The organism is Streptomyces sp. NPDC088817 (assembly GCF_044750345.1).
GTDB lineage: Bacteria > Actinomycetota > Actinomycetes > Streptomycetales > Streptomycetaceae > Streptomyces.
On sequence record NZ_JBIVJN010000009.1, the window covers coordinates 280,986 to 300,907 of the forward strand.

Below are 19,922 nucleotides of genomic sequence, written 5' to 3' on the forward strand. Positions count from 1 at the left end.
GGGGCCTTTCCCGGCGCCGGGCAACCGGCCTACGGAGCAGGCGGATTGACAGCCCCGGAGCCCAGTCCGGCCGGCCGGGGCGGCGGATGCCGCTCGGCCGCCTGCACCATCAGCAGCAACGAGAGCGCGGCCAGACTGGCCAACGACGCGCACACCGCGGTCAGTCCGGCGCTGAGCGGTGGCGCCACCGTGATCGCCAGGGCGCGGGAGGCCTGCGCCGGGGCGAACCTGCCCTCGACGTAGCCGACCGCGGCCGGCACCGCCGGGACGACCGCGCCCGCCACCAGGGCCGCCACACCAGTGCGCAGGGCCAGCAACAGGGCCAGCAGCCCGCACAGCCCCGACACCGTGAGGGCAAGGAAGCAGACGAGCAGGGGCACGCCCTGCCAGCGCAGCGGGAAGTAGGCCGCGCCGCACACCACGAGGGCGGCCGCGGCGATCCAGCTGGGCCAGAACGTCGGCCGCCCGGCCCGCTCCCCCGGCTCCCGCGCAACCTCCGGCTCCTGCGGCGGGACCGCGCCCGGCTCGGTGACCGGCACATCGCGCGGTGCGTCGTGCCGCTCCCCGGCCAGCCGCCCGATCAGCTCGACGAGTTCCTCGACCGTGCGGCTCGCGGCGGCCGCGCGGGTCGCCGTCCGGCCGCAGTGCGGCAGGTGCGGCGGCCGGTGCAGCAGCGCCACCAGCCGGGTGACGTCCGCCACGCTGCGGCCGCCGACCGCGGCGCGGATCGTGTCGTCGGCGCTGTCGGCCGGCCGCGGCGGCCGGGTCAGCTCCGCGACCAGGCCGGCGACGTCCTCCACGGGCCGGTCGAGGGCGACCGCGCGCAGGGCGTGCCGGACGGCCTCGGCGTGCTCGGGCGATCCCTCCAGGAGGGTGACGAGCCGGAGGACCTCCTCCAGGGGGCGGTCGTCGACCGCGGCCCGGACGAGGCCGCCGACCGGATCACCGGCCGCGCCCTCGCCCTCGCCGCCTTCATCCATACCGCCGGGCGGCCCGGACCAGTGGATCTCGTCGGTGAAGTCGATGACGGCCTGGTTCGACTGGGATGGTGAAGAGCGGGTGGTCATGCTGGGCTCCATGGCAGGGGTGCGGCCGCCTCTGCGCCCCCGAAGCGCGACACGCCTTTACCCCGCCATTACAAGGTCGCCGCCGCCCGGCGCGCCACCGGGACGACGCAGCGGGGTGACGTCCGGTCATGGAAGTGCGGCAACCTGGGCATCCGACAAGGGAAGGCGCCGCGAGCGGCACGACGAGGAAGGGCCCGAAGCGTGGACTCCACCGGGAAGGTGCTGCTCATTGCCGTCGCACTGGCCCTGGCCGCCGTGCTGGCCGTCGCCGTCGTGCTGCTCGGGCGTCTGGTGCGCACCCGGCGGGAGCTGCGCCGCGCGGGCCTTCCCACGGGGCCGCGCTGGGTCTTCTGGGGCGCGGTCGTCTATCTGCTCCTGCCCACGGACCTGTTGCCCGACCCGGTGTACCTGGACGACATCGGCGTGCTGCTCCTGGCCCTGCGTTCGCTGCACGCCGCCGGCGGTGACCGGCTGCCCGTACCGGCTCAACGACCCGGACTTTTCGGGCGCCGCGGGCATCCGGCCGCCAAAGACTACTCTCCGTAAGGAAACCAATCACCCGTTCGATTCGTATAAGTCTCGGGAACCCGAAACGAAGTCAGCGGGCCAAGCGACGCCACAAGCAGCAACACGGCTTGGTCGCGGCTGCACCGACAGGGGAGAGACGATGCAACCGTTCGCGCTCAACTACGCTCGTCCGGCAGTGGAACTGGACGCCTCCACGCCGTACGCCTACGACTCCGGGCTGCAGTTGAACGTTCTCACGGACGGACGGATCGCCGCATCCGACCACGCGCTGCTGAGAGAGCTGGGAACCACGACCTCCACGGCGGGCTCCAAGACGCACTTCGACGACTGACACGGCCGCGGAGATGACCGTACTGATCCTCACCGGCGAGGAGGACGTGACGGCGGACATGGTGGTGATGCACCTGAACGCCTCCTCCACCCCGGTGGTCCGGCTGGATCCGGCCGACCTGACCGCGGGCGCCGCCCTGTCGGGCGAGTGGGCCCACGGCTCCTTCGACGGCCATCTGTCGGTGGGCGGACGGCTGGTGAGCGTGAACCGCCTGCGCTCGGTCTGGGTGCGCAGACCGGGAGTTCCGGCGGCCCGGGCGGGCCGGCCGTCCGCGTGGCTGTCGGAAGAGGCCGCACAGGCCCTGTACGGCATACTGCGCGGCTGCGGAGCCCGCTGGATGAACCATCCGGAGGCGGCCGAGCGTGCCCGGCACAAGCCCTGGCAGCTGCGCCTCGCCCAGCGCAGCGGCCTGCCGGTGCCGGCCACGCTCATCACCACGTTCCCGCAGGCCGCCCGGGAGTTCGCCGACCGCTACCCGGACCTGGTGGTCAAGCCGGTCTCCGGCGCGCATCCGCAGGAGCCGCCGCGGGCGGTGCCGACCAGCCGGGTCGCCCCGGACGCGGACTTCGGCGCGGTGGCCTACGGGCCGACCCTGCTGCAGCGCAGGATCGCCAAGCGCGCCGACATCCGGCTGACCGCGGTCGGCGACACGCTGCTGGCCGCCCGCAAGGCGACCCCGGCGGACGCCGACCCCGATGAGGTGGACGTCCGGTTCGCCACGTCCGGGACGCCATGGCATCCGGCCGAGGCCCCGCCACGCGTGGCCGCGTCGGTGCGCACCTATCTGCGTCAGGCCGAACTCGCCTACGGAGCCTTCGACTTCGCCGAGGACGCCGACGGCATCTGGTGGTTCCTGGAGTGCAACCAGTCCGGCCAGTTCGGGTTCGTCGAGGTGGAGACCGGCCAGCCGATCGCCGGCACCATCGCCGAATGGCTCGGCCGCCCGGCCCCACGGGCACACGAGTACGCCAACGGCAGACGTACGACGGCTCCTTGACGGCACGCGGTGCCAGGAGAGCGTCCGCTCGTACGTCTGCCGCGAGGCCAACCAGGCCGCAGGCGACCGGACTTGGGACGGCCGGACTCAGACCGCCAGGGACAGGATGCCGTCCTCTTCGGCGTCGGTGCTCACGTCCGCGTCCACTGCTCGCCCCCGGGCGAGCAGCAGGGCGTCCGCCTTGCCGATGGCCTCGTGGATGCCGGTGGCCCCCATCATGACGCACAAGGTGTAGCTGACGTCCTCCAGCTCCCGGGCCGCCTCGGCCCGCTCCCTCTCCGCCTGAGCGATCTTCAGCGATGCGTACCGAGTCAGCAACGTCCTGACGACCTTCGGGTCCGGAACCAGCACGGAGCGCCCCTCTCTTCGATTTTTGCTCCGTATGCCCGCGGCACGCCGTGCCATGCACGACGACCGGCCGCGGGCATATGTTTGACCGAATTCAGTCGTTTTCCGGTGGCGGGGCCACCGCTCGCCACCGGGGGGCCGCCGGTTCTACCGGCCGCGGCTCCCGGTTCTGCGCCGCACCGCGGCGCGGCGCTCCCCGGCGGTCATGCCGCCCCAGACACCGTCGCACTCGCTGTTGCGCAGGGCCCAGGCCCGGCACTCGCCCAGCACGGGGCACCGGTGGCACACCGCGCGGGCCTGTTCTATCTGACGAGCGGACGGACCGCTCTCCCCGAGCGGGAAGAACAGCTCGGGGTCCTCGAAACGGCACGCCCCGCGCTCGCGCCAGTTCTCGATCGTTCGGACAACGGTCACCGGTACCTCCGCTGAACACTCGGCCGCACATGTCCGGGCAGCTCCCGTCTGCGGCAGCAGGGCGCCGCACGACCCGGCAGAGGTATCCGCAATATAGGTGCTTTTCGGCCCCACGGCCACGATTGGGTGAGCGCCACGCAGAAGACACGCAGGAGAACACTCCGCCATGAGCCCCTCGGGGCGGACGCCCTGCGGCCGCGGGCCCGCTCGACGGGTGATTCTTCGCGCTGGTGGCCGAATTCGTGCAGTGGGTCCGGGCGGTCAGGGCCGCCCGGAGGTCCCGGGGGCGGGCGTCAGGGCAGGCCGGAAGTGCCCGGGCCCGGCGGTCAGAGCCGGCCCGAGGTGCCCGGGCCCTGGCTCACTCGGCGAGCGCGTCGGCGAGGTCCGCCGTGGCCTCGGCGATCTCACGGTCACGGTCGGCCAGCAGCGCCGGCAGCGCGCCGCGCCGGGCCCGCACCGCCTGCCGCGCCCTGCGCTCCCACACGACCGGATTCTCAGGGTGGTTGAGGAGCTTGGGGTAGACAGCGGCGACGCTCTCCCACTGCCGGGCGTCGGCGATGCTCCTGAGCAGCTGGATGATCCGCGGCCGGCAGGTCACACCCGGAAGCTGGGCGAGCTCCCACAGAAAGGGGACGGTGGCGGCGGTTGCCTGTTCCACCACGAAGCCGTACTGGCAGATCCGTCCGCGCAGCTCGTCCAGCGCGGCACCGGCGGTCCGGGCGTCGCCCGAGGCCACCTGGCGGAGTAACAGGGGGATGTCGGCTGCGGGGCCGGTGGAGTCCCTGATGTCGCTCCAGGGCACCTGCCCCAGGCCCGGCAACGGGATCGCGCGGTCGGTGCGCTGAGCGGCGGGCTGCTCCGTCGGTGCGGTGCGCATGGCGTCGTCCTTTCCGGCGGCGGTCGTGAGGGGGGAAGGGTGGTTCAGTGGGGTGGACGCGTCGACAGCCTCACCCAGACCGACTTGCCGGCCGGGGGCCTCGGGGTCCAGCCCCAGTCCTCGGCCAGGGCGTCGACTATGCGCAGGCCCCGGCCGTGTTCCGGCAGGCCGAAGCCCGCCGGGGTGCGGCATATGGGGCGGCCGGCGCAGGGGTCGGAGACAGTGATGAGCAGCTGGGCCGCGTCGACTGCGAGTCCGAGCCACACGGCCGTGTCACCGGGCGGGGCGTACGGCACCGCGTGCGTCGCAGCGTTGGCGGCGAGTTCGGTGACGACGAGGGCGGCGTCGTCGGCGCAGTGGTCGAGCGACCATCTGCCCAAGGTCTCGTGCGTGAAGGCGCGGGCCCGGGCGAATCCCTCCCGGCCGCAGTCGATCCGCAGTGCCGCGGCCGCGATCGCGCCGGGGGTCCCCTCCGCCCACGGCGCGATCACGGCGGCCGCGCTCGGCACTTCGAGCTGTCGGCTCACTGGTGAAGGCACGTCATCTCCCTGATGCGACGTCACCGAACGGCGTCCACAAGGGGTTGACGCCCCGGCTATTATCCACGCTGACAGCGCCCGCGTGCAATTGCACGCGAAATTTCTCGTGAAAGTGCGAGCGGGCGTGCGAACGGAACAGCAAGGAGACCGCGGTGCCACCAGTGCGGAACGGAGTGCGGGCCAGTTCGCTGGACGCCCGCTGGATCAAGAGCCGGCACAGCAACGCCGAAGGCAACTGTGTGGAGGTCGCCACCCTGGTCGGCGGCGACATCGCGCTGCGCAACTCCCGTGACCCCGACGGCCCCGCGCTGGTCTACACCCCCGCCGAGGTGGCCGCGTTCCTGGCCGGCGCCAAGGACGGCGAGTTCGACCATCTGCTGTGAGCGCGGCCGTCCGCCGGGAAGCGGAGGGAACGTGCCGACTTCCCCCGGCGAGTGCCCTCCGCAGCCGTACGGTGCGGTACGGTGACTTCTCAGTCTGCCGGTCTACTGGGAGCCAGGATGTCCGCCGAGCCACATCGCATCTCCCGCCTCGAACCCTATCTGGACCGGTCCGAGCCGGCCCCGACTCTGCTGAAGATGCTGGTCGGTGTCCAGTTGGCGGGCTTCCGCGAGGACGCCGCGATGTCCCAGGAGCAGTCGGCGCGCGAACTCGGCTTCAGCGCCGCGAAGCTCTCGCGCATCGAGTCGGGCAAGGGACGCCGTCCCCCGGCCGAGGGTGACGTCCGCGCCCTGCTGAAGCTGTACGGCACCGACGAGTACGAGTCCTCGGTCCTGCTCAGGCTGCTGCGGCGGGCGGGCGAGCCCGGCTGGTGGCAGCGCTACGACAAGCGGCTGATGCCCGAGTGGTTCGACCGGCTGGTCGGCCTCCAGGAGGCGGCCGCCGCGATCCGCACCTTCGAGATCCAGTACGTGCCCGGGCTGCTCCAGACCGCGGCGTACACCCGGGCCGTGGTGGAGCGCGGGCTGCCGACCGCCTCGGCGAACGAGGTGCAGCGGCGCATCGAACTGCGCACACGGCGGGCCGAGTTGCTGTTGCGGCAGGACGCGCCTCAACTGTGGGCGGTCATCGACGAATCGGTCCTGCTGCGCGTTCTGGGCAGCCGCGAGGTCATGCGCGAGCAGCTCGACCACCTCGTCACCATGGCGCAACGCCCCAATGTGACCGTGCAGATCGTCCCGCTGGACGTGACCAACGCGTCGGCGCCCTCGATCCCGATCACGTACCTCCGGTTCGGCGGCCTCGATCTGCCGGACGTCGTCTATCTGGAGCACATCCGAAGCGCCAACTTCCTCGAGGACCGCGACGAGACGGAGGAGTACCGGATCGCCCTCGACCGGCTGGCGGACGAGGCGCTCACTCCGCAGGAGTCCCTGGCGTTGCTGCGCAAGACGGCCAACGACCGCTACGCGTCAGCGTCCTAGCCTCTTCGCCCCCGGGCCGGAGACGATCGGCCGAGGCCACTCACGCCGTCCGGACGAGACCGGCCGGACGAGACGAACGCCCCGTCCAACACCCGATGTCCGGTTCCTGGACGGGGCGTTGTCGTGTGCTGCGTCAGCAGATCACGCCTATGCCACCGAACTCCACCCACTCGTGGGTGAGTTGACGGGGCGTCACCTCGGTGTCGGGCCGCCAGGTGGACACCTCGACCAGACCGGGTTCGAGCAGCTCCAGGCCCTCGAACCATTCGGCGACGTCCTTCTCCTGGCGCACCCGGCCCCAGTGGCCCTGCGTGGCCTTGTCCATGAAGTCCGTGACGAAGGCCCGTACTTCGGGGTCCTCGCTGACGAGCTGGCACATGAGCATGATGCTGCCGGGCACGAGCCGTTCCCGTACGCGCTCCACCACGGCGAGCGGGCCGTCGGTGTCACTGTCCGGGATGCAGTGGAAAACCGAGTTGAACAGCACGGCCACCGGCTGCGAGAAGTCGATCAGGCGCTGGGTCTCGGGGTGCGAGAAGATCTGGTCGGTCTGCCGCATGTCGGCGTGTATGACCGCGGTGCGCTCGTCCTGCTGCAGCAGGGCCCGGCCGTGGACCAGCACCATGGGGTCGTTGTCGACGTAGACCACGTGCGACTCGGGGTCGACGCGCTGGGCGACCTGGTGCACGTTGTTCTGGGTGGGCAGACCGGAGCCGTGGTCGAGGAACTGCCGGATGCCGTGCTCCTCGGCGAGGGTGCGGACGGCCCGTTGCAGGAAGCGCCTGTTGTTGAGGGCGAGCCGGCGGGTGCTGGGGACGACCTTGTCGAGTTCCTCGCACGCGGACCGGTCGGCGGCGTAGTTGTCCTTGCCACCCAGGTAGTGGTCGTACATACGCGCAGCTGTCGGCACGTTCTCGTCGATGTTCGTGGACAGCTGGTTCTCCGCAGGCATCAGTCCCCCAGATTCGCCGATTCCACCGCGCCAACTGGGCCGGTCCGACTGAGAGTACATCCTAGGGAACCGGCGTCTTCCCAAACCAGTCGGCGGACGAACGCCGGCCCGTGACGGCATCACGGTCTGTCCCGATCCCCACGAATTCTTCACCGGACGGCACCCATCAACCACGCGGTTCGGAGCACTCGGATCCTCCGTCGGACAAGGGGGTGTCATGGTCTTCGTCGCCGTACTGCTGCTGCCGCTCGTGTCCGTGCTGCTGGTGGTCATGGACCGCGTGGAGCAGCGCATGCTGGATCCGGCTCCGGCGCGGGGCCGCCATGCCGGGCGCCGCGGACATCTGCGGCTGCTCCCGGGTGGCCGCCGGGGCTCCGTGCCCGAGGCCGGCGCGGTCGTGTCCGCTCCGGGCCCGTCCTCCTCCGGCGAGCGGCGGCGGGCGGCCTGAACCGGCGCGCCACCGGGCCCACGCGCGTACGCCGGATGTGCGCCGGGCGTGCGTGGGCCGGGCCCGTTCCGTGCCCGGTTTCGCCGGTGGGCTTGCTCCGGTACCCGGGTCCTGTGACACGCTCGGTGACGACCGGCCCGTAGCGCCGGTCGTCACCCTGTCCGGCACAGTGGAGAGGCACCGGTATGCGCATCGGACTGCTCGGCACCGGCCCCTGGGCACGGATGGTCCACGCCCCCGCCCTGAGCGCACACGGCGAGCTGGACTTCGCCGGCGTGTGGGGGCGCCGTACGGCCGCCGCGAAGGATCTCGCCGAACGGCACGGCACCCACGCCTTCGACGACCTCGACACCCTGCTGGCGGAGGTGGACGCGGTCGCCGTCGCCCTGCCCCCGCACATCCAGGCCGACCTGGCGGTGCGGGCCGCGCGGGCGCAGTGCCACCTGCTGCTGGACAAGCCGCTCGCCGCGACGGTGGAACAGGGCCGTGCGGTGGTCGGGGCCGTGCGCGAGGCCGGTGTGGCATCGGTGGTCTTCTTCACCACCCGCTTCCAGCCCGAGCCGGCGGCCTGGATCGCCGAGCAGGCCGCCCGGGGGGACTGGTTCACGGCGCGGGCGCAGTGGCTGGGCGCGGTGTTCACCGGCGACAGCCCGTTCGCCGACTCGCCGTGGCGGCGGGAGAAGGGCGCGCTGTGGGACGTCGGGCCGCACGCGCTGTCGGTGCTGCTGCCGGTCCTCGGCGACGTACGGCGTGTGACGGCCGCCGCGCACGGTCCCGGGGACACGGTGCACGCCGTCCTCGACCACGTCGGCGGCGCGTCCAGCACCCTCACCCTGAGCCTGACCGCTCCCCCGGCGGCGGCCGGGGCGACCGTGGAACTGCGGGGCGAGGCCGGTGTGACCCTGCTTCCGGAGGCCTCCGAGGACGCCGTCGCCGCCTACACGCGCGCGACGGACGCACTGCTCACCGCCGCCCGCACGGGCCGCCCCCACCCGTGCGACGCCGGGTTCGGTCTCCGGGTCACCGAGATACTCGCGGCGGCGGAGACGGAGCTGACGCGCGACACCGACTAGGACCGCGCGTTCGGGTCGTGCCGGGCTCGCGGGTTCCGGCTCAGCGCCTCGCGGGGCCCGGCACCGCGCCTGGTGGGTTCCGGCACCGCGCCTCGTCGGTTCCGGCGTGCGGGACCGGGTCCGGCGTAGCAGCGTTGTCATGTGGCGAAGCTGCTTGGCCCGGTCCGGCGTCGGGATCCGCAGCGGCGCGGCTGGTTGCACGGGGCCCCTCCGCCCCGCTGGGTGCGTGCGCTGCCGGTCGTGCTGGTCCTCGTCGTCTGCGTGGTCACGCTGCTGAGTCCGAACCCACTCGACATCGGCTTCCTGCTCGGTGCCATCCCACCGCTGGCCGTGCTGTCGTACGGGCCGATGGCGACCGCGCTGCTGGGTTGCACGGTGGTGGTCCTGCTGAACGTGCCCGCCTTCCAGCTGAACCAGCCGGGCAACACCGACCTGGAGACCGTCACCTTCGTCGCCGTGCTGAGCGTGTTCCTGTCCTACGTGCGCAGCCGCCGGGACGCGCAGCTGGACCTGGAGCGCACGGTCGCGGAGGCCGCGCAGCGTGCCCTCGTGCCGCCGCTTCCCGAGCGGGTCGGCCCGGTGCGGTGCGCGGGTCTGTACCGGGCCGCGCAGCGCGGCACGCTGGTCGGCGGGGACTTCTTCGACGTGCGCCGGGGCCCCGAGGGGGTGCGGGCGGTCATGGGCGATGTGCAGGGGCACGGCCTGGCCGCCGTGTCCACCGTCGCCTCGCTGCTCGGCAGCTTCCGGGAGGCGGTGCTCGACCGGAGGGACCTGACGGGGGTGGCCGCCGCCCTGGACCGCCGGCTCGTGGTGGACTCGCAGGAGGTGCGGCACGCGGAGCTGTTCGCGACCGCCGTGCTGCTGGAGTTCGACGGGGACGCCGGGTCGGTGCGCGTGGTGACCTGCGGCCATCCCCCGCCGGTGCTGCTGCGCGACGGGCACGCCGAGGAGGTCGACCTGGTGCCGTGGACGCCCCTCGGTCTCGGTCTGTCCGACGGCGTCCCGCGGCGCGGCGGGTACGTCCTGCCCCTGCGCCGCGGTGACGTGCTGTTCCTCGCGTCCGACGGTGTCACCGAGGCCAGGGACGCGGCCGGCGCGTTCTATCCCCTGCTCGACCGGCTGCCCCGGCTCTCCGCCGCCGACCCGGCCGAGCTCGCCGACCACGTCATGGCGGACCTCCTCGCGTACTGCGGCACCCTCCGCGACGACGTGACGATGCTGGTACTCGCGCCCCGCCCGCCCGAGGACGGCTGACCCCGGCCGGAGAGGGGCCGGTCAGCCCACGTCCCACAGGAACCGGTGGGTGTGGATGCCGAAGCCGCCCCGCCTTGCCGATGAGGTCGGCGGGCCGTTCCCTGGACGTATGCGTCGCTGTGCGGCCGTCACACGGGGGCGGTGGCCGGGGGGGCGGAACCAGCCCGGCAGGTGGGCGTGCTTCCGGCCAGGCGGGGGGCGGTCGTGGGGTGCGGGGGCCCGGGCGGGGGCGTGGAGGCGTGCACGCGGGGCGTGCGATCGGCGGGCGACCTGCCCGGCCGCATGCAGAAGGGACGGTGCGATGGATTCCGACATCCGGACCAGGACCGCGATCGAAGAACACTGGCGAGCCTCGGAACGCGGGGACACCGAGGCCGAGCACGCCATCTACGCGGCGGACGCCGTCCTCGACTATCCCCAGTCAGGTGAACGATTCCGGGGCCGCGCGACGATCTCGGCGCAACGTGGCGGGCACCCCGCCAGTCGCCACTTCACCGTCCACCGGATCATGGGCGGCGGAGATCTGTGGGTGAGCGAGTGCGTCATCACGTACGACGGGGTGCCGACCTACTCGGTGAGCATCATGGAATTCGCCCAGGACCACGTGGTGCACGAGACGCAGTACTTCGCCGACACCTTCGGCGCCCCGGAATGGCGGACGGCGCTCGCGGAACCGATGCCGGGCAGGAGCATCGCCAGGGCCTGATCGCCCGCGCCCGCATGCGCGCGGGAGCAGCTGCTTCGGGCACGGGACATCCGGCAGTATGGCCCCATGTCCTCCCTGCCAGAAACCCAGGACCGCGCCGCAGGCGCCGCTGCCCCGATACGGATCCGCCTGGCGGCGGCCGCGGCCGCGGTACTGACCGTCGCTGCGGGGCTGGGCCTCAGGACCGTGACGGCGGGGAGCGCGGCCAAGTACGGCGGAGACGCGCTGTACACCGTCCTGCTGGTGACCCTCGTCGTTCTGGTGGCGCCCCGGGTGAGACCCCTGACCGCCGCCGTAACCGCGTTGGCCGTCAGTTGGGGGATCGAGTTCCTGCAACTCAGCGAGGTGCCGGCGGAGCTCTCCCGGCACAGTGCCGTCGCCCGCCTCGTACTCGGTTCCACCTTCAACCCGCCCGACCTGCTCTGGTACGCGGTCGGCGCCGCAGCGGGCTGGCTCGTCCTCACGGCGGTAAGGAGGGATGCCTAGGGCCTGCTGATGGGCTACGGGAAGCTTTGCCGGCGGCCGGGCCCCTTCGCGGAGGAACTCGTCGGCAAGTATGGCGAGAGAGTGAATATGCTGCGTCCATGCCACATGTGACCGTGACGTACACCAATGAACTGGGCGAGTACGAGGCCCTCGAGTGTGAAGTGATCGGCCCGGAGCTGCACTCGCTGATCGTCGCCAACAGCGGCGCGCGCCCCGAGGCGTGCCGGATCCGTTTCGTCTACCCGCAGGACGACTGGTACATCGCCGGCCGCACGGAGGACACTCACCAGGCGGTCCACATCGAGATCGCGCTGATGCCCGGCCGTAGCGCCGAGGTCAAACGCGCGCTCAGCGAGTCCGTCCTCGCCCTTCTTCGCGCACGTGTCGGGCCTTTCCCTGAGTTCGAGGTCCACTTCTCGGTCGAAGTACGCGACCTCGACGCGGACGGGTATGCGAGCCACATCGCTTCCGCCGGGGACGTCCCTCGGAACGCCATCCCGCAGGGCTCCGAGGTGGCTGACGCCTGACCATGGGCCCCGCCCGCCGGCCACGGTCCGCTGTTCGCCGTTGCTGGTGACGATCTTCACTCGCCGGCCTGCCGGCGAGTGAAGCGCATTCCCATGGCGGCCTTGTGAACCTGAAAGCAGAACTCATTGTCCGCCGGGACCGCCGGCCGTACGTCTATGGCGTTCATGCGGCGATCAAAGCACGGCCCGCTGTTCCAGCCACGTCCCGTCGCGCATGATGACTCTGCCGCGTAGTTCCGGCTCGCCGCGCCAAGCGCGCACGGTCTTCGGCGCCACGCGCACGTACAAGAAGGAACCCTCCTCCGCGCGCGGGTCCCACCCGAACTTGGCGGCGAACGCCTCCGCCGCGTCCCCAGGTACATCCTGGTCCAGGAAACACTCCGCCTCGCCCTGGAGCAGCACCACATCGAAGGTGTCCGGCAGCGCCAGGCGCACGCGCGGCTCCTCGCGGACGTTCCGCGCAGTTGCGGAGGTGGCACTGGTGCACATCCACACCGCTCGCCCATCCCACAAGAACCACAGCGGCACCTGGTGCGGCCCGTGCTCAGGATGCGCTGTCGACACCCACACGTCCCGTTCGGCAACGAGCCGTTCCAGAGTGTCGCGCCTACGCTCCGCCGCCCGGCGGCGAACAATCCCCGTGCTCTGCATGAGCGCCGACCCTAGCCAGCAGGCTCAAAACGCGCATGAGGCGAAAGACCTACTCCCGGCGACCGATGACCCCGCGATCGGCTGAGCAAAGGTGCGATGAGGGCGGCAGTCGCCTGCGGCTGAATAAGCACGCTGGCCCTTGGGCAGTGCACACCTTGGGCCGAGCTGCGAACCTCTTGTCGCACAGTGGGGGGCAGGCGCGATGAACGATCAGATTGTGACGGCGTTGATCTCTGGCTTGGTAGCGCTGCTGGTGGCCGGCGTCAGCGGGCTGCTGACGCTGCTGCAGATTCGCCGGGAACGCCGGAAATGGCTGACGGACCTCAAGACCGCCTGGGCGCTGGAGAACCACAAGACGCGCCTGGCGTCCTACCCTGATGCCTTCACCATTCTCCGGCGCCTGTCGCACGGTAGTGCCGAGGCTGTGACGCCACAGGTTGCCGCCAGGGTCGCGGCCGAGCTGAACGACTGGCTGTACTCAACGGGCGGTTGCTGTCCTTCGCTGTTGGCATTACGAGATCGCCCAGTGTCCCGCCTCGCAGGCCCTCGGTGGACCTGATCCGCTTGGAGCCGAGACAGCCCCCATGGCGTACGACGTGTGACGCTCAGCCCGTCGTGCTGGGAGACGGTCCGTCGGAGCAGTGGTCGTAGGCGGACTTCATCGAGGGGTACGACGCGCTCAGGGCTATCCGACTGCCCGGGGCGTCGTCTTCACAGACGTATCTCCATGGGCCTGAGTCCGGCTTGATCCGCAGCAGCACTTCGTAGGACGAGATCCGCACATGCCGGGTGTCCCTCGCTGCGACGACTCCCAGACTGTACTGTTCCGCGCACTCGTTGTCCCCATCGCCGGCACACCAGAAGACGTGCACGGCGTCGGACGTGTCGTTCGTCAGGGCGATCGGGTCGACGTTCTCGGGGTCAGTCGGATCCGGGTTGCAGCCCGCGGTGCAGAGGGCAACCAGGCTCAGGAGGACCACGGTCACGCAACGAGGGACACGATCAAGCAGAACGTTCACGGGCCCTCTCGAAGGTCGTCACGGGAAGCCGCACCGTATCGCATGACCTGGGCTTGCGGCTGCTCTTCGTCGAGGGGTACCGGCCTCCTTCTCTTCAGCGGGAGTACTTCGAGGAGTACGCCGATCGTCTGCGAGCCGCCCACCCCGATTGGTCCGCCGAGCAGATCCACTCGGCGGCGAGCCGGTATGTGTCGCCACCCGGCACCGCCCCGCACAGCGCCGGCGCGGCTGTCGACCTCACCCTGGCCGACGCCGACGGGCACGAACTGGACCTGGGCACGCGCATGAACGCGGACCCGGAGGAGAGCGACGGCGCTTGCTACACCCATGCCGCCGACATCAGCGAGGAGGCCCGCGCCAACCGGAAGCTGCTGTGCACCGCGCTCACGGCTGCGGGGCTGGTGAACTACCCCACGGAGTGGTGGCACTGGTCGTTCGGGGACCGGTACTGGGCCTTGAGCGCGGGAGAGGCCGCTGCCCTCTACGGTCCGAAGGAGATCGGCCCGTGCAGCTGACCGACCCGGCCTTGCCGGACTGACCGGTCGCACGTCGGCAGGGAGCGGTCGAGGGCCCCGCATGGGCCGGAGGAGCCGGCGGCACGGGACCGGTCCCCCGTTCCGGTCCCGTGGCCGCGGCTCGTCGAACCTATGTGTACCGGGCAGCCGTTGGGTATCGCGCCGATGCCCCTTCGGGCGGGTGGAGGGCTCACCCGTGCACAAGTGAGTCCGGTATGCCCGTCTTACTCCGCGCCGAGGGTGGGTGGTTCGAGGTCGCCCAGTGCCAGATGGGCCAGGACGACCTCGTACAGGTCGCTGCCGGCGGCGAGGAGCTGGCGTTCCAGGACGGGCTCCACACCGCGGACGTGCTCGCGGACGGTCTGCGCGTGCACGCCGAGCAGTTGCGCGGCGCGCTCGGCGTTGCCGCCGGCGGTGATCCAGGTGCGCAGGGTGCCGCGCAGGTCCCGCGCGTCCGCCGCCAGCCGGCCGAGGAGGTCGCGTGCCCAGGTGCGCAGCGCCGGTCCGGTCAGCAGGTCACCGAAGCGTACCGGGCCCGTTCGCGGCTCCGGACCCGCGGCCGGCTGATGGTCCAGGCCGGCCTGGGTGTTGAGGGCGAGGTGGACGGCGGCCCGGGCGGTCAGGCTGCCGAAGTCCGCGCCGAGCAGTCCCTCCACCCGCTCCATACGGGCCCGTACCGTGTTGCGGCTCACCCCGAGGATCTTCGCGGCGCTCACCGCGGTGAACTCCAGGCCCAACCGGGTGGTGGCGAGCAGTTCGGCGCGCGTGTGGTGCGCCATCGTGTCCAGCGGCCGCAGCAGCCGGGTGGACCAGGCGCGCAGCGCCTCGGGATCCATCAGTCGTTCGGGGTGACTGCGCTCGGCGTACACGGCGGCTCCCTCCGGGCGGAACCGGGCGACCGCGAGGGCGCTCACGGCCTGCCCGTACGCGGTGGCGGTCCGGGCCAGGCTGTGGCGGGTGCTGCCGCCGAGGAACGTACGCGGCCGCGTGCCGACCAGAGAGCGCAGCCGGCGGCCGTCGGTCTCGACGGGCGCGACCACGATCACGTGCTCGTCGACCGCCGGGCAGAGCACCACCAGCGCGCGCTCCCCGGTGGCGTCCAGGCACTCGGCGGCCAGCCGGTCGCGGTCGGCGCGGTGGGCCTCGACGACGTAGACCCAGGCGGCGTCCGTGTCGAGCAGTCCGGGCCACAGGCCCGCGGCCACCCGGCGGGCCGAGACGGGGTCCTCCACCATCAGCAGTTGCAGGATCGCCAGCCGCAGGGCCGCCGTCGCCTTTTCGAGCCGGTGTCCGGCCACGGTCGACTCGTCGGCCCGCAGCAGCAGTTCGAGCACTCCGGCGGTGTGGGTGACCATCTCGGCGGCCTGCCGGTCGAAGGGCTCGGCGCGGGAGACGGCCAGGACCCGGGCCCGGGCCGACCGGGGGTGCGGGCCTGCGACCCGTACCAGACGGACGTGGTGTCCGCGGTCCTCCAACGCGGCGGAGGCGAACCGCCCGGAGACGATGTCCGCGACCAGGTTCGCGTCCAGGGGCACCGGTTCCCCTGCGAGCAGGGTGCCAGTGCCGTCCAGCAGGCAGCCGGTTCCCCGCACGGACGCGGCGAGCCAGGCGACGACCTTGCGCACGTCCCGTCCGGTCGGCCGCAGTTGGTCGAGGAGTCCCTCGGCCCAGGACGCCCGGTCGGCCCGACCGCGCGCTCCGGTGACCCCGCCGGTCCCGTCCTCTCGCCCGGCCATGTCGGCCCTTTCCTCATCCGTCGCATGTCCGTGGCCTTGACCTCGGTGTTTCCGGTCGGCGACGTTACCAGGCAGTATCCCTCCGGTCCGGACCAGGACACACCGCGCGACCGGACACGCACGCGGAAAGGCGGCTCCGCCGGAGGTTCACAGGGGGGATGGTGAACACCGGCGAAGCCGCACGCCCGGGGCCGGGGGGGGGGGGACAGCACCCGGGCGGTTCCTGAAACCCTGCTTCCCCTGGATCCGGGAAGTACGCCTACGAATTCCCGGCGCGGTCGAGTGGCACGGCTCGGGCAGAGTGCCGCGGGGGCCGCACAGCGGCTCCGCGGCGCGTACCGGCCGTGGGCAGGCCCCTGCGCAGCCATGCGGGCGGTTCGGCTTAAGCTCGGCGGATGGCCAAGTATTTCGACGTGCACCCCGACAATCCGCAGCCGCGCGCGATCCGTCAGGTCGCGGACAGCGTGCGCGACGGCGCGCTGATCGCGTATCCGACCGACTCGTGCTACGCCCTGGGCTGCCGGCTGGGCAGCCGGGACGGTATCGAGCGGATCCGGACGATCCGGCACCTGGACGACCGGCACCACTTCACCCTGGTGTGCCAGGACTTCGCGCAGCTGGGCCAGTTCGTGCGGATCGACAACGACGTCTTCCGGGCCATCAAGGCGTCCACGCCCGGCAGTTACACCTTCATCCTCCCCGCCACGAGGGAGGTGCCGCGCATGTTGCAGCATCCCAAGAAGAAGACGGTCGGGGTGCGCATCCCCGACCACGTCGTCACCCAGGCCCTGCTCACGGAGCTCGGCGAGCCGCTGCTGTCCAGCACGCTGCTGCTGCCGGACGAGGAGGAGCCGTTGACGCAGGGCTGGGAGATCAAGGACCGGCTCGACCACGTGCTGGACGCGGTGGTCGACTCCGGCGACTGCGGCACCGAACCGACCACGGTCATCGACTTCTCCAGTGGCGAGGCGGAGGTCGTACGGCAGGGCGCGGGCGACATCTCGCGGTTCGAGTAGCGAGCGCCGGGCGCTGGGCGGGCACCGTGAGCTACGGGCGTCCGCCGCCGCGGGGCCCCAAGCGGCGGCGCCCCCATGCGACCTGACCGCACACACCACGCAAGGGGCACACAACAGGCCGCTGATTGACATGCACGCACCCTAGACGGAATTCTGAGAGCGCTCTCACTTCAGGTACGGACCAACCAACTCCGTATCCCCCCAACCCCCCCACGGAGGTGGAGCATGCTCAGCAGACTCAAGGTGCTCACGTCGGCAGGGGCCGCCACGGCCCTGGTCGGCGCACTGCTCGGATTCGGTCTCCCCACCAAGGCCGACGCGGCGGTGCCCGACACGATCCCGCTGGAGGTGACCAACGACTCCGGCCGCGGCGAGCAGCTGTACATCTACGACATCGGCACGTCCCTCGCGTCCGGTCAGCAGGGCTGGGCCGACGCGGACGGCACCTTCCACGCGTGGCCGGAGGGCGGGAACCCGCCGACGCCCGCGCCCGACGCCTCGATCCCCGGTCCGGCCGCCGGACAGTCGGCGACCATCCGGATCCCCAAGTTCTCCGGCCGGATCTACTTCTCCTACGGCCAGAAGCTCGACTTCAGGCTGACCACGGGCGGACTGGTCCAGCCCGCCGTCCAGAACCCGAGCGACCCCAACCACGACATCCTCTTCAACTGGTCCGAGTACACGCTGAACGACGCCGGGCTGTGGCTCAACAGCACCCAGGTGGACATGTTCTCGGTGCCGTACTCGGTGGGTGTCCGTCGCGCCGACGGGGGCACCGTCACCACCGGCCGCCTCAAGCCGGGCGGCTACCACGCCGTGTTCGACGCCCTGCGCGCGCAGTCCGGCTGGGGCGGCCTGATCCAGACCCGGTCCGACGGCACCGTACTGCGGGCGCTCGCGCCCGGGCACGGCATGGAGAACGGCGACCTGCCGGGCAACGTGATGGACGACTACGTCAACCGGGTGTGGGAGAAGTACGCCGGCACCACGCTCACCGTCACCCCCTTCGGGGACCAGCCCGACATCCGCTACTACGGCCGGGTCTCGGGGGACGTCATGAACTTCACCGACGCCTCGGGCGCCGTCGTCACCAGCTTCCAGAAGCCGGACGCCGACAGCGTGTTCGGTTGCCACAAGCTGCTGGACGCGCCGAACGACAATGTGCGCGGCCCCATCTCCCGCACCCTGTGCGCGGCGTTCAACCGCTCCACGCTCCTGGTGAACTCCGAGCAGCCGGACGCCTCGGCGGCGGACTTCTACCAGGACGCGGTGACCAACCACTACGCGCGGGTCATCCATGACCGGATGGCCGACTCCAAGGCCTACGCGTTCGCCTTCGACGACGTCGGCAACCAGGAGTCCCTGGTCCACGACGGCGATCCGCAGCAGGCCTACCTGACCCTCGATCCCCTGGACTAGAAAGCGAGTTGACCACGAAGGGGTCCGGCCGGCGGCCGGCCGGACCCCTCTCGTACGCCGGGCATGATCGTTGTTACGGTGCACCGCGTGTCTGACTCCTCACGCGATACCGTCGAAGGCGCCGGCTGGACGGGCGCCGAACCCGGCTCCTACCGGCAGTTACTGCCCGCCAGGGTGCGGAAGTTGTCCTGGCTCGACCCACGTGTCCTGTGGTCCGCCCGCAACGGGGTGGTCGCCTCCTGGTTCGGGGACCCCACCGGCCGCACCCGGTCCCGGTGGGTGGCGCAGCGGGCGGCGGCCGGCGCCCCGGCGGACAAGGTGATACGCAGGCCGGAGGGCGAAGAGTTCTCCTTCCTGGTCATCGGGGACACCGGCGCGGGCGACGACTCGCAGTACGCGGTCGTGCCCGGCCTGCTGAAGGCCGGTCGGGGCACGTCGTTCGCCGTGATCGCCAGCGACGTGATCTACCCGGTCGGGAGCACCGACGACTACGGCACCAAGTTCTTCCGCCCGTACCAGGACTATCCGGCCCCGATCTACGCGATACCGGGGAACCACGACTGGTACGAGGACCTCGGCGGATTCATGCGCGTCTTCTGCGACGACGCCCCGCCGCTGCCGCCCGAGCCGGGACCCCGGCCGCTGGGCCGCGCCTGGTGGCGTGCGCTGCTGTGGCACCGGCCGCGCCCGGTGGACGAACAACACCTCGCCGAAGCGAAGAAGTTGCGGTCCCAGCCGGGTCAACAGGCCGACCAGCCGGGCCCGTACTGGGCGATCGACGCGGGGCCGGTACGCATCGTCGGCATCGACACCGGACTGCTCGGCACGATCGACGCCGAACAGGGCGCCTGGCTGCGGGAGGTCTCGCGGGGGCCCCGCCCGAAGATCCTCCTCACCGGATCACCGCTGTACGTGGACGGCGAGCACCATCCCTGCCCCATCGACGGCGGCGGCACCGTCGACGACATCGTGCGCGACCCGGCCCACCGCTATGTGGCCGCGATCGGCGGCGACATCCACAACTACCAGCGCTACCCTGTCGACGTGGACGGCCGCACCCTCCAGTACGTCGTCTCCGGCGGCGGGGGCGCGTTCATGCACGCCACCCACACCATCCCGCGCGTCTCGGTGGCGAACGTCACCGAGTCCGACTTCCGCTGCTATCCGCTGCGCGGCGACTCGCTGGCCTTCTACAGCAAGGTGTACGCCCGCCGGCTGCGGCTGCGCCGCCTCCTCACGCTCACCGAGGCCGAGGCGATGGCCGTCGTCGCCGAACGGCTCGGCGTCCCGTCCGTCCGCCGCGGGGGCGAGCCCGTACGGGTCACCCGGCGCGTCCGCCTGGTGGCGAGCCTGCTCGGCGCCGGACGCCGCCCGGAGCGCGGGGCCCGCTTCCGGCTTCCGGTGCGCAAGCTCTACACCCAGCTGTTCTCGCCGGGTTCGGCCACCTTCAGCCCGCCGTTCTTCAAGTCGTTCCTGCGTCTTGACGTCACCGGGGAGGCGGTCCGGCTGCGCTGTTTCGCGGCGACCGGCGGGCGGGCCCAGGAGATCGCCCCGCCCGTCGAGGACGAGGTCACCATCCCCCTGAACTGACCGGT

Annotated in this window: 24 protein-coding genes and 1 pseudogene; 16 read left to right on the forward strand and 9 right to left on the reverse strand. The window is 71.7% G+C overall.

Translation table 11 applies throughout. From position 1 onward, the window contains the following. Window positions 1–29: 29 nt before the first annotated feature. Window positions 30–1,067 carry a hypothetical protein gene (locus ACIP4X_RS19520; protein WP_358732455.1) on the reverse strand — a complete coding sequence of 346 codons (1,038 nt, stop codon included), beginning with the start codon at window positions 1,065–1,067 and terminating at the stop codon, window positions 30–32. 201 nt (window positions 1,068–1,268) lie between these two features. Here ACIP4X_RS19520 and ACIP4X_RS19525 point away from each other — a divergent pair, with 201 nt between their 5' ends. The 3 genes from ACIP4X_RS19525 (at window position 1,269) to tgmB (ending at window position 2,923) form a co-directional block, all read left to right on the forward strand. After that, window positions 1,269–1,613 carry a DUF1232 domain-containing protein gene (locus ACIP4X_RS19525; protein ID WP_358732457.1) on the forward strand — a complete coding sequence of 115 codons (345 nt, stop codon included), beginning with the start codon at window positions 1,269–1,271 and terminating at the stop codon, window positions 1,611–1,613. Window positions 1,614–1,734: 121 nt separating this feature from the next. After that, complete coding sequence (gene tgmA / locus ACIP4X_RS19530; protein WP_358732459.1) at window positions 1,735–1,926, forward strand: putative ATP-grasp-modified RiPP; 192 nt, start codon at window positions 1,735–1,737, stop codon at window positions 1,924–1,926. Window positions 1,927–1,939: 13 nt separating this feature from the next. Next, window positions 1,940–2,923, forward strand: coding sequence for an ATP-grasp ribosomal peptide maturase (gene tgmB / locus ACIP4X_RS19535; RefSeq protein ID WP_358732461.1), 984 nt, complete (start codon window positions 1,940–1,942; stop codon window positions 2,921–2,923). 87 nt (window positions 2,924–3,010) lie between these two features. Here the strand turns inward: tgmB and ACIP4X_RS19540 are convergent, their stop codons facing one another. From ACIP4X_RS19540 to ACIP4X_RS19555, 4 genes are all read right to left on the reverse strand, one after another. Next, entirely contained in the window at window positions 3,011–3,274 is a 264-nt protein-coding gene (locus ACIP4X_RS19540; protein WP_358732463.1) for a DUF5133 domain-containing protein, read from the reverse strand. Window positions 3,275–3,418: 144 nt separating this feature from the next. Beyond that, the gene (locus ACIP4X_RS19545; RefSeq protein ID WP_358732498.1) at window positions 3,419–3,667 is read right to left on the reverse strand and encodes a WhiB family transcriptional regulator; all 249 of its coding nucleotides are present in this window, start codon (window positions 3,665–3,667) and stop codon (window positions 3,419–3,421) included. Window positions 3,668–4,043: 376 nt separating this feature from the next. Next, window positions 4,044–4,562 (reverse strand): hypothetical protein, encoded by a 519-nt coding sequence (locus ACIP4X_RS19550; protein ID WP_358732465.1) that lies wholly within the window; start codon window positions 4,560–4,562, stop codon window positions 4,044–4,046. Between the two features lie 44 nt (window positions 4,563–4,606). Then, the gene (locus ACIP4X_RS19555; RefSeq protein ID WP_391455329.1) at window positions 4,607–5,101 is read right to left on the reverse strand and encodes an ATP-binding protein; all 495 of its coding nucleotides are present in this window, start codon (window positions 5,099–5,101) and stop codon (window positions 4,607–4,609) included. Window positions 5,102–5,253: 152 nt separating this feature from the next. On the opposite strand from ACIP4X_RS19555, the gene ACIP4X_RS19560 reads away from it, so the two are divergent. Next, window positions 5,254–5,484, forward strand: a complete 231-nt coding sequence (locus tag ACIP4X_RS19560) for a DUF397 domain-containing protein (protein ID WP_358732467.1) — start codon at window positions 5,254–5,256, stop codon at window positions 5,482–5,484. 117 nt (window positions 5,485–5,601) lie between these two features. Further along, on the forward strand, window positions 5,602–6,525 hold the full coding sequence (locus tag ACIP4X_RS19565; RefSeq protein WP_358732469.1) for a helix-turn-helix transcriptional regulator: 924 nt from the start codon (window positions 5,602–5,604) through the stop codon (window positions 6,523–6,525). A gap of 133 nt (window positions 6,526–6,658) precedes the next feature. Here the strand turns inward: ACIP4X_RS19565 and ACIP4X_RS19570 are convergent, their stop codons facing one another. Further along, window positions 6,659–7,477 (reverse strand): SAM-dependent methyltransferase, encoded by an 819-nt coding sequence (locus ACIP4X_RS19570; RefSeq protein ID WP_358732471.1) that lies wholly within the window; start codon window positions 7,475–7,477, stop codon window positions 6,659–6,661. 217 nt (window positions 7,478–7,694) lie between these two features. Here ACIP4X_RS19570 and ACIP4X_RS19575 point away from each other — a divergent pair, with 217 nt between their 5' ends. The 6 genes from ACIP4X_RS19575 (at window position 7,695) to ACIP4X_RS19600 (ending at window position 11,971) form a co-directional block, all read left to right on the forward strand. Next, window positions 7,695–7,925 (forward strand): hypothetical protein, encoded by a 231-nt coding sequence (locus tag ACIP4X_RS19575; RefSeq protein WP_358732473.1) that lies wholly within the window; start codon window positions 7,695–7,697, stop codon window positions 7,923–7,925. 185 nt (window positions 7,926–8,110) lie between these two features. Further along, window positions 8,111–8,998 carry a Gfo/Idh/MocA family protein gene (locus ACIP4X_RS19580; RefSeq protein ID WP_401349638.1) on the forward strand — a complete coding sequence of 296 codons (888 nt, stop codon included), beginning with the start codon at window positions 8,111–8,113 and terminating at the stop codon, window positions 8,996–8,998. Window positions 8,999–9,139: 141 nt separating this feature from the next. Further along, entirely contained in the window at window positions 9,140–10,252 is a 1,113-nt protein-coding gene (locus ACIP4X_RS19585) for a PP2C family protein-serine/threonine phosphatase (protein ID WP_358732477.1), read from the forward strand. A 301-nt stretch (window positions 10,253–10,553) separates the two neighbouring features. Further along, window positions 10,554–10,958: a nuclear transport factor 2 family protein gene (locus ACIP4X_RS19590; RefSeq protein WP_358732479.1), complete on the forward strand. Its 405-nt coding sequence runs from the start codon at window positions 10,554–10,556 to the stop codon at window positions 10,956–10,958. Between the two features lie 66 nt (window positions 10,959–11,024). Next, a complete protein-coding gene (locus tag ACIP4X_RS19595) occupies window positions 11,025–11,444 on the forward strand; it encodes a DUF2809 domain-containing protein (RefSeq protein ID WP_401349641.1) in 420 nt (139 codons plus the stop codon). 98 nt (window positions 11,445–11,542) lie between these two features. Beyond that, the gene (locus ACIP4X_RS19600; protein ID WP_358732482.1) at window positions 11,543–11,971 is read left to right on the forward strand and encodes an isomerase; all 429 of its coding nucleotides are present in this window, start codon (window positions 11,543–11,545) and stop codon (window positions 11,969–11,971) included. 174 nt (window positions 11,972–12,145) lie between these two features. Here the strand turns inward: ACIP4X_RS19600 and ACIP4X_RS19605 are convergent, their stop codons facing one another. Next, a complete protein-coding gene (locus ACIP4X_RS19605; RefSeq protein WP_358732486.1) occupies window positions 12,146–12,622 on the reverse strand; it encodes a pyridoxamine 5'-phosphate oxidase family protein in 477 nt (158 codons plus the stop codon). 202 nt (window positions 12,623–12,824) lie between these two features. Between ACIP4X_RS19605 and ACIP4X_RS19610 the strand changes: the two genes are divergently transcribed. After that, window positions 12,825–13,181: a hypothetical protein gene (locus ACIP4X_RS19610; RefSeq protein ID WP_358738199.1), complete on the forward strand. Its 357-nt coding sequence runs from the start codon at window positions 12,825–12,827 to the stop codon at window positions 13,179–13,181. A 46-nt stretch (window positions 13,182–13,227) separates the two neighbouring features. Here the strand turns inward: ACIP4X_RS19610 and ACIP4X_RS19615 are convergent, their stop codons facing one another. After that, window positions 13,228–13,608: a hypothetical protein gene (locus tag ACIP4X_RS19615; RefSeq protein WP_358738201.1), complete on the reverse strand. Its 381-nt coding sequence runs from the start codon at window positions 13,606–13,608 to the stop codon at window positions 13,228–13,230. 17 nt (window positions 13,609–13,625) lie between these two features. Between ACIP4X_RS19615 and ACIP4X_RS19620 the strand changes: the two are divergent. Continuing rightward, window positions 13,626–14,156, forward strand: a pseudogene (locus tag ACIP4X_RS19620) (M15 family metallopeptidase); the annotation flags it as partial. Between the two features lie 224 nt (window positions 14,157–14,380). On the opposite strand, the gene ACIP4X_RS19625 reads toward ACIP4X_RS19620, so the two are convergent. Further along, window positions 14,381–15,892 (reverse strand): helix-turn-helix domain-containing protein, encoded by a 1,512-nt coding sequence (locus ACIP4X_RS19625; protein ID WP_401349647.1) that lies wholly within the window; start codon window positions 15,890–15,892, stop codon window positions 14,381–14,383. Window positions 15,893–16,287: 395 nt separating this feature from the next. Between ACIP4X_RS19625 and ACIP4X_RS19630 the strand changes: the two genes are divergently transcribed. From ACIP4X_RS19630 to ACIP4X_RS19640, 3 genes are all read left to right on the forward strand, one after another. Continuing rightward, complete coding sequence (locus ACIP4X_RS19630) at window positions 16,288–16,908, forward strand: L-threonylcarbamoyladenylate synthase (RefSeq protein WP_358738204.1); 621 nt, start codon at window positions 16,288–16,290, stop codon at window positions 16,906–16,908. 225 nt (window positions 16,909–17,133) lie between these two features. Next, complete coding sequence (locus ACIP4X_RS19635; RefSeq protein WP_358738206.1) at window positions 17,134–18,327, forward strand: glycoside hydrolase family 64 protein; 1,194 nt, start codon at window positions 17,134–17,136, stop codon at window positions 18,325–18,327. 87 nt (window positions 18,328–18,414) lie between these two features. Beyond that, a complete protein-coding gene (locus tag ACIP4X_RS19640) occupies window positions 18,415–19,917 on the forward strand; it encodes a metallophosphoesterase (protein ID WP_358738207.1) in 1,503 nt (500 codons plus the stop codon). Window positions 19,918–19,922: the final 5 nt, after the last annotated feature.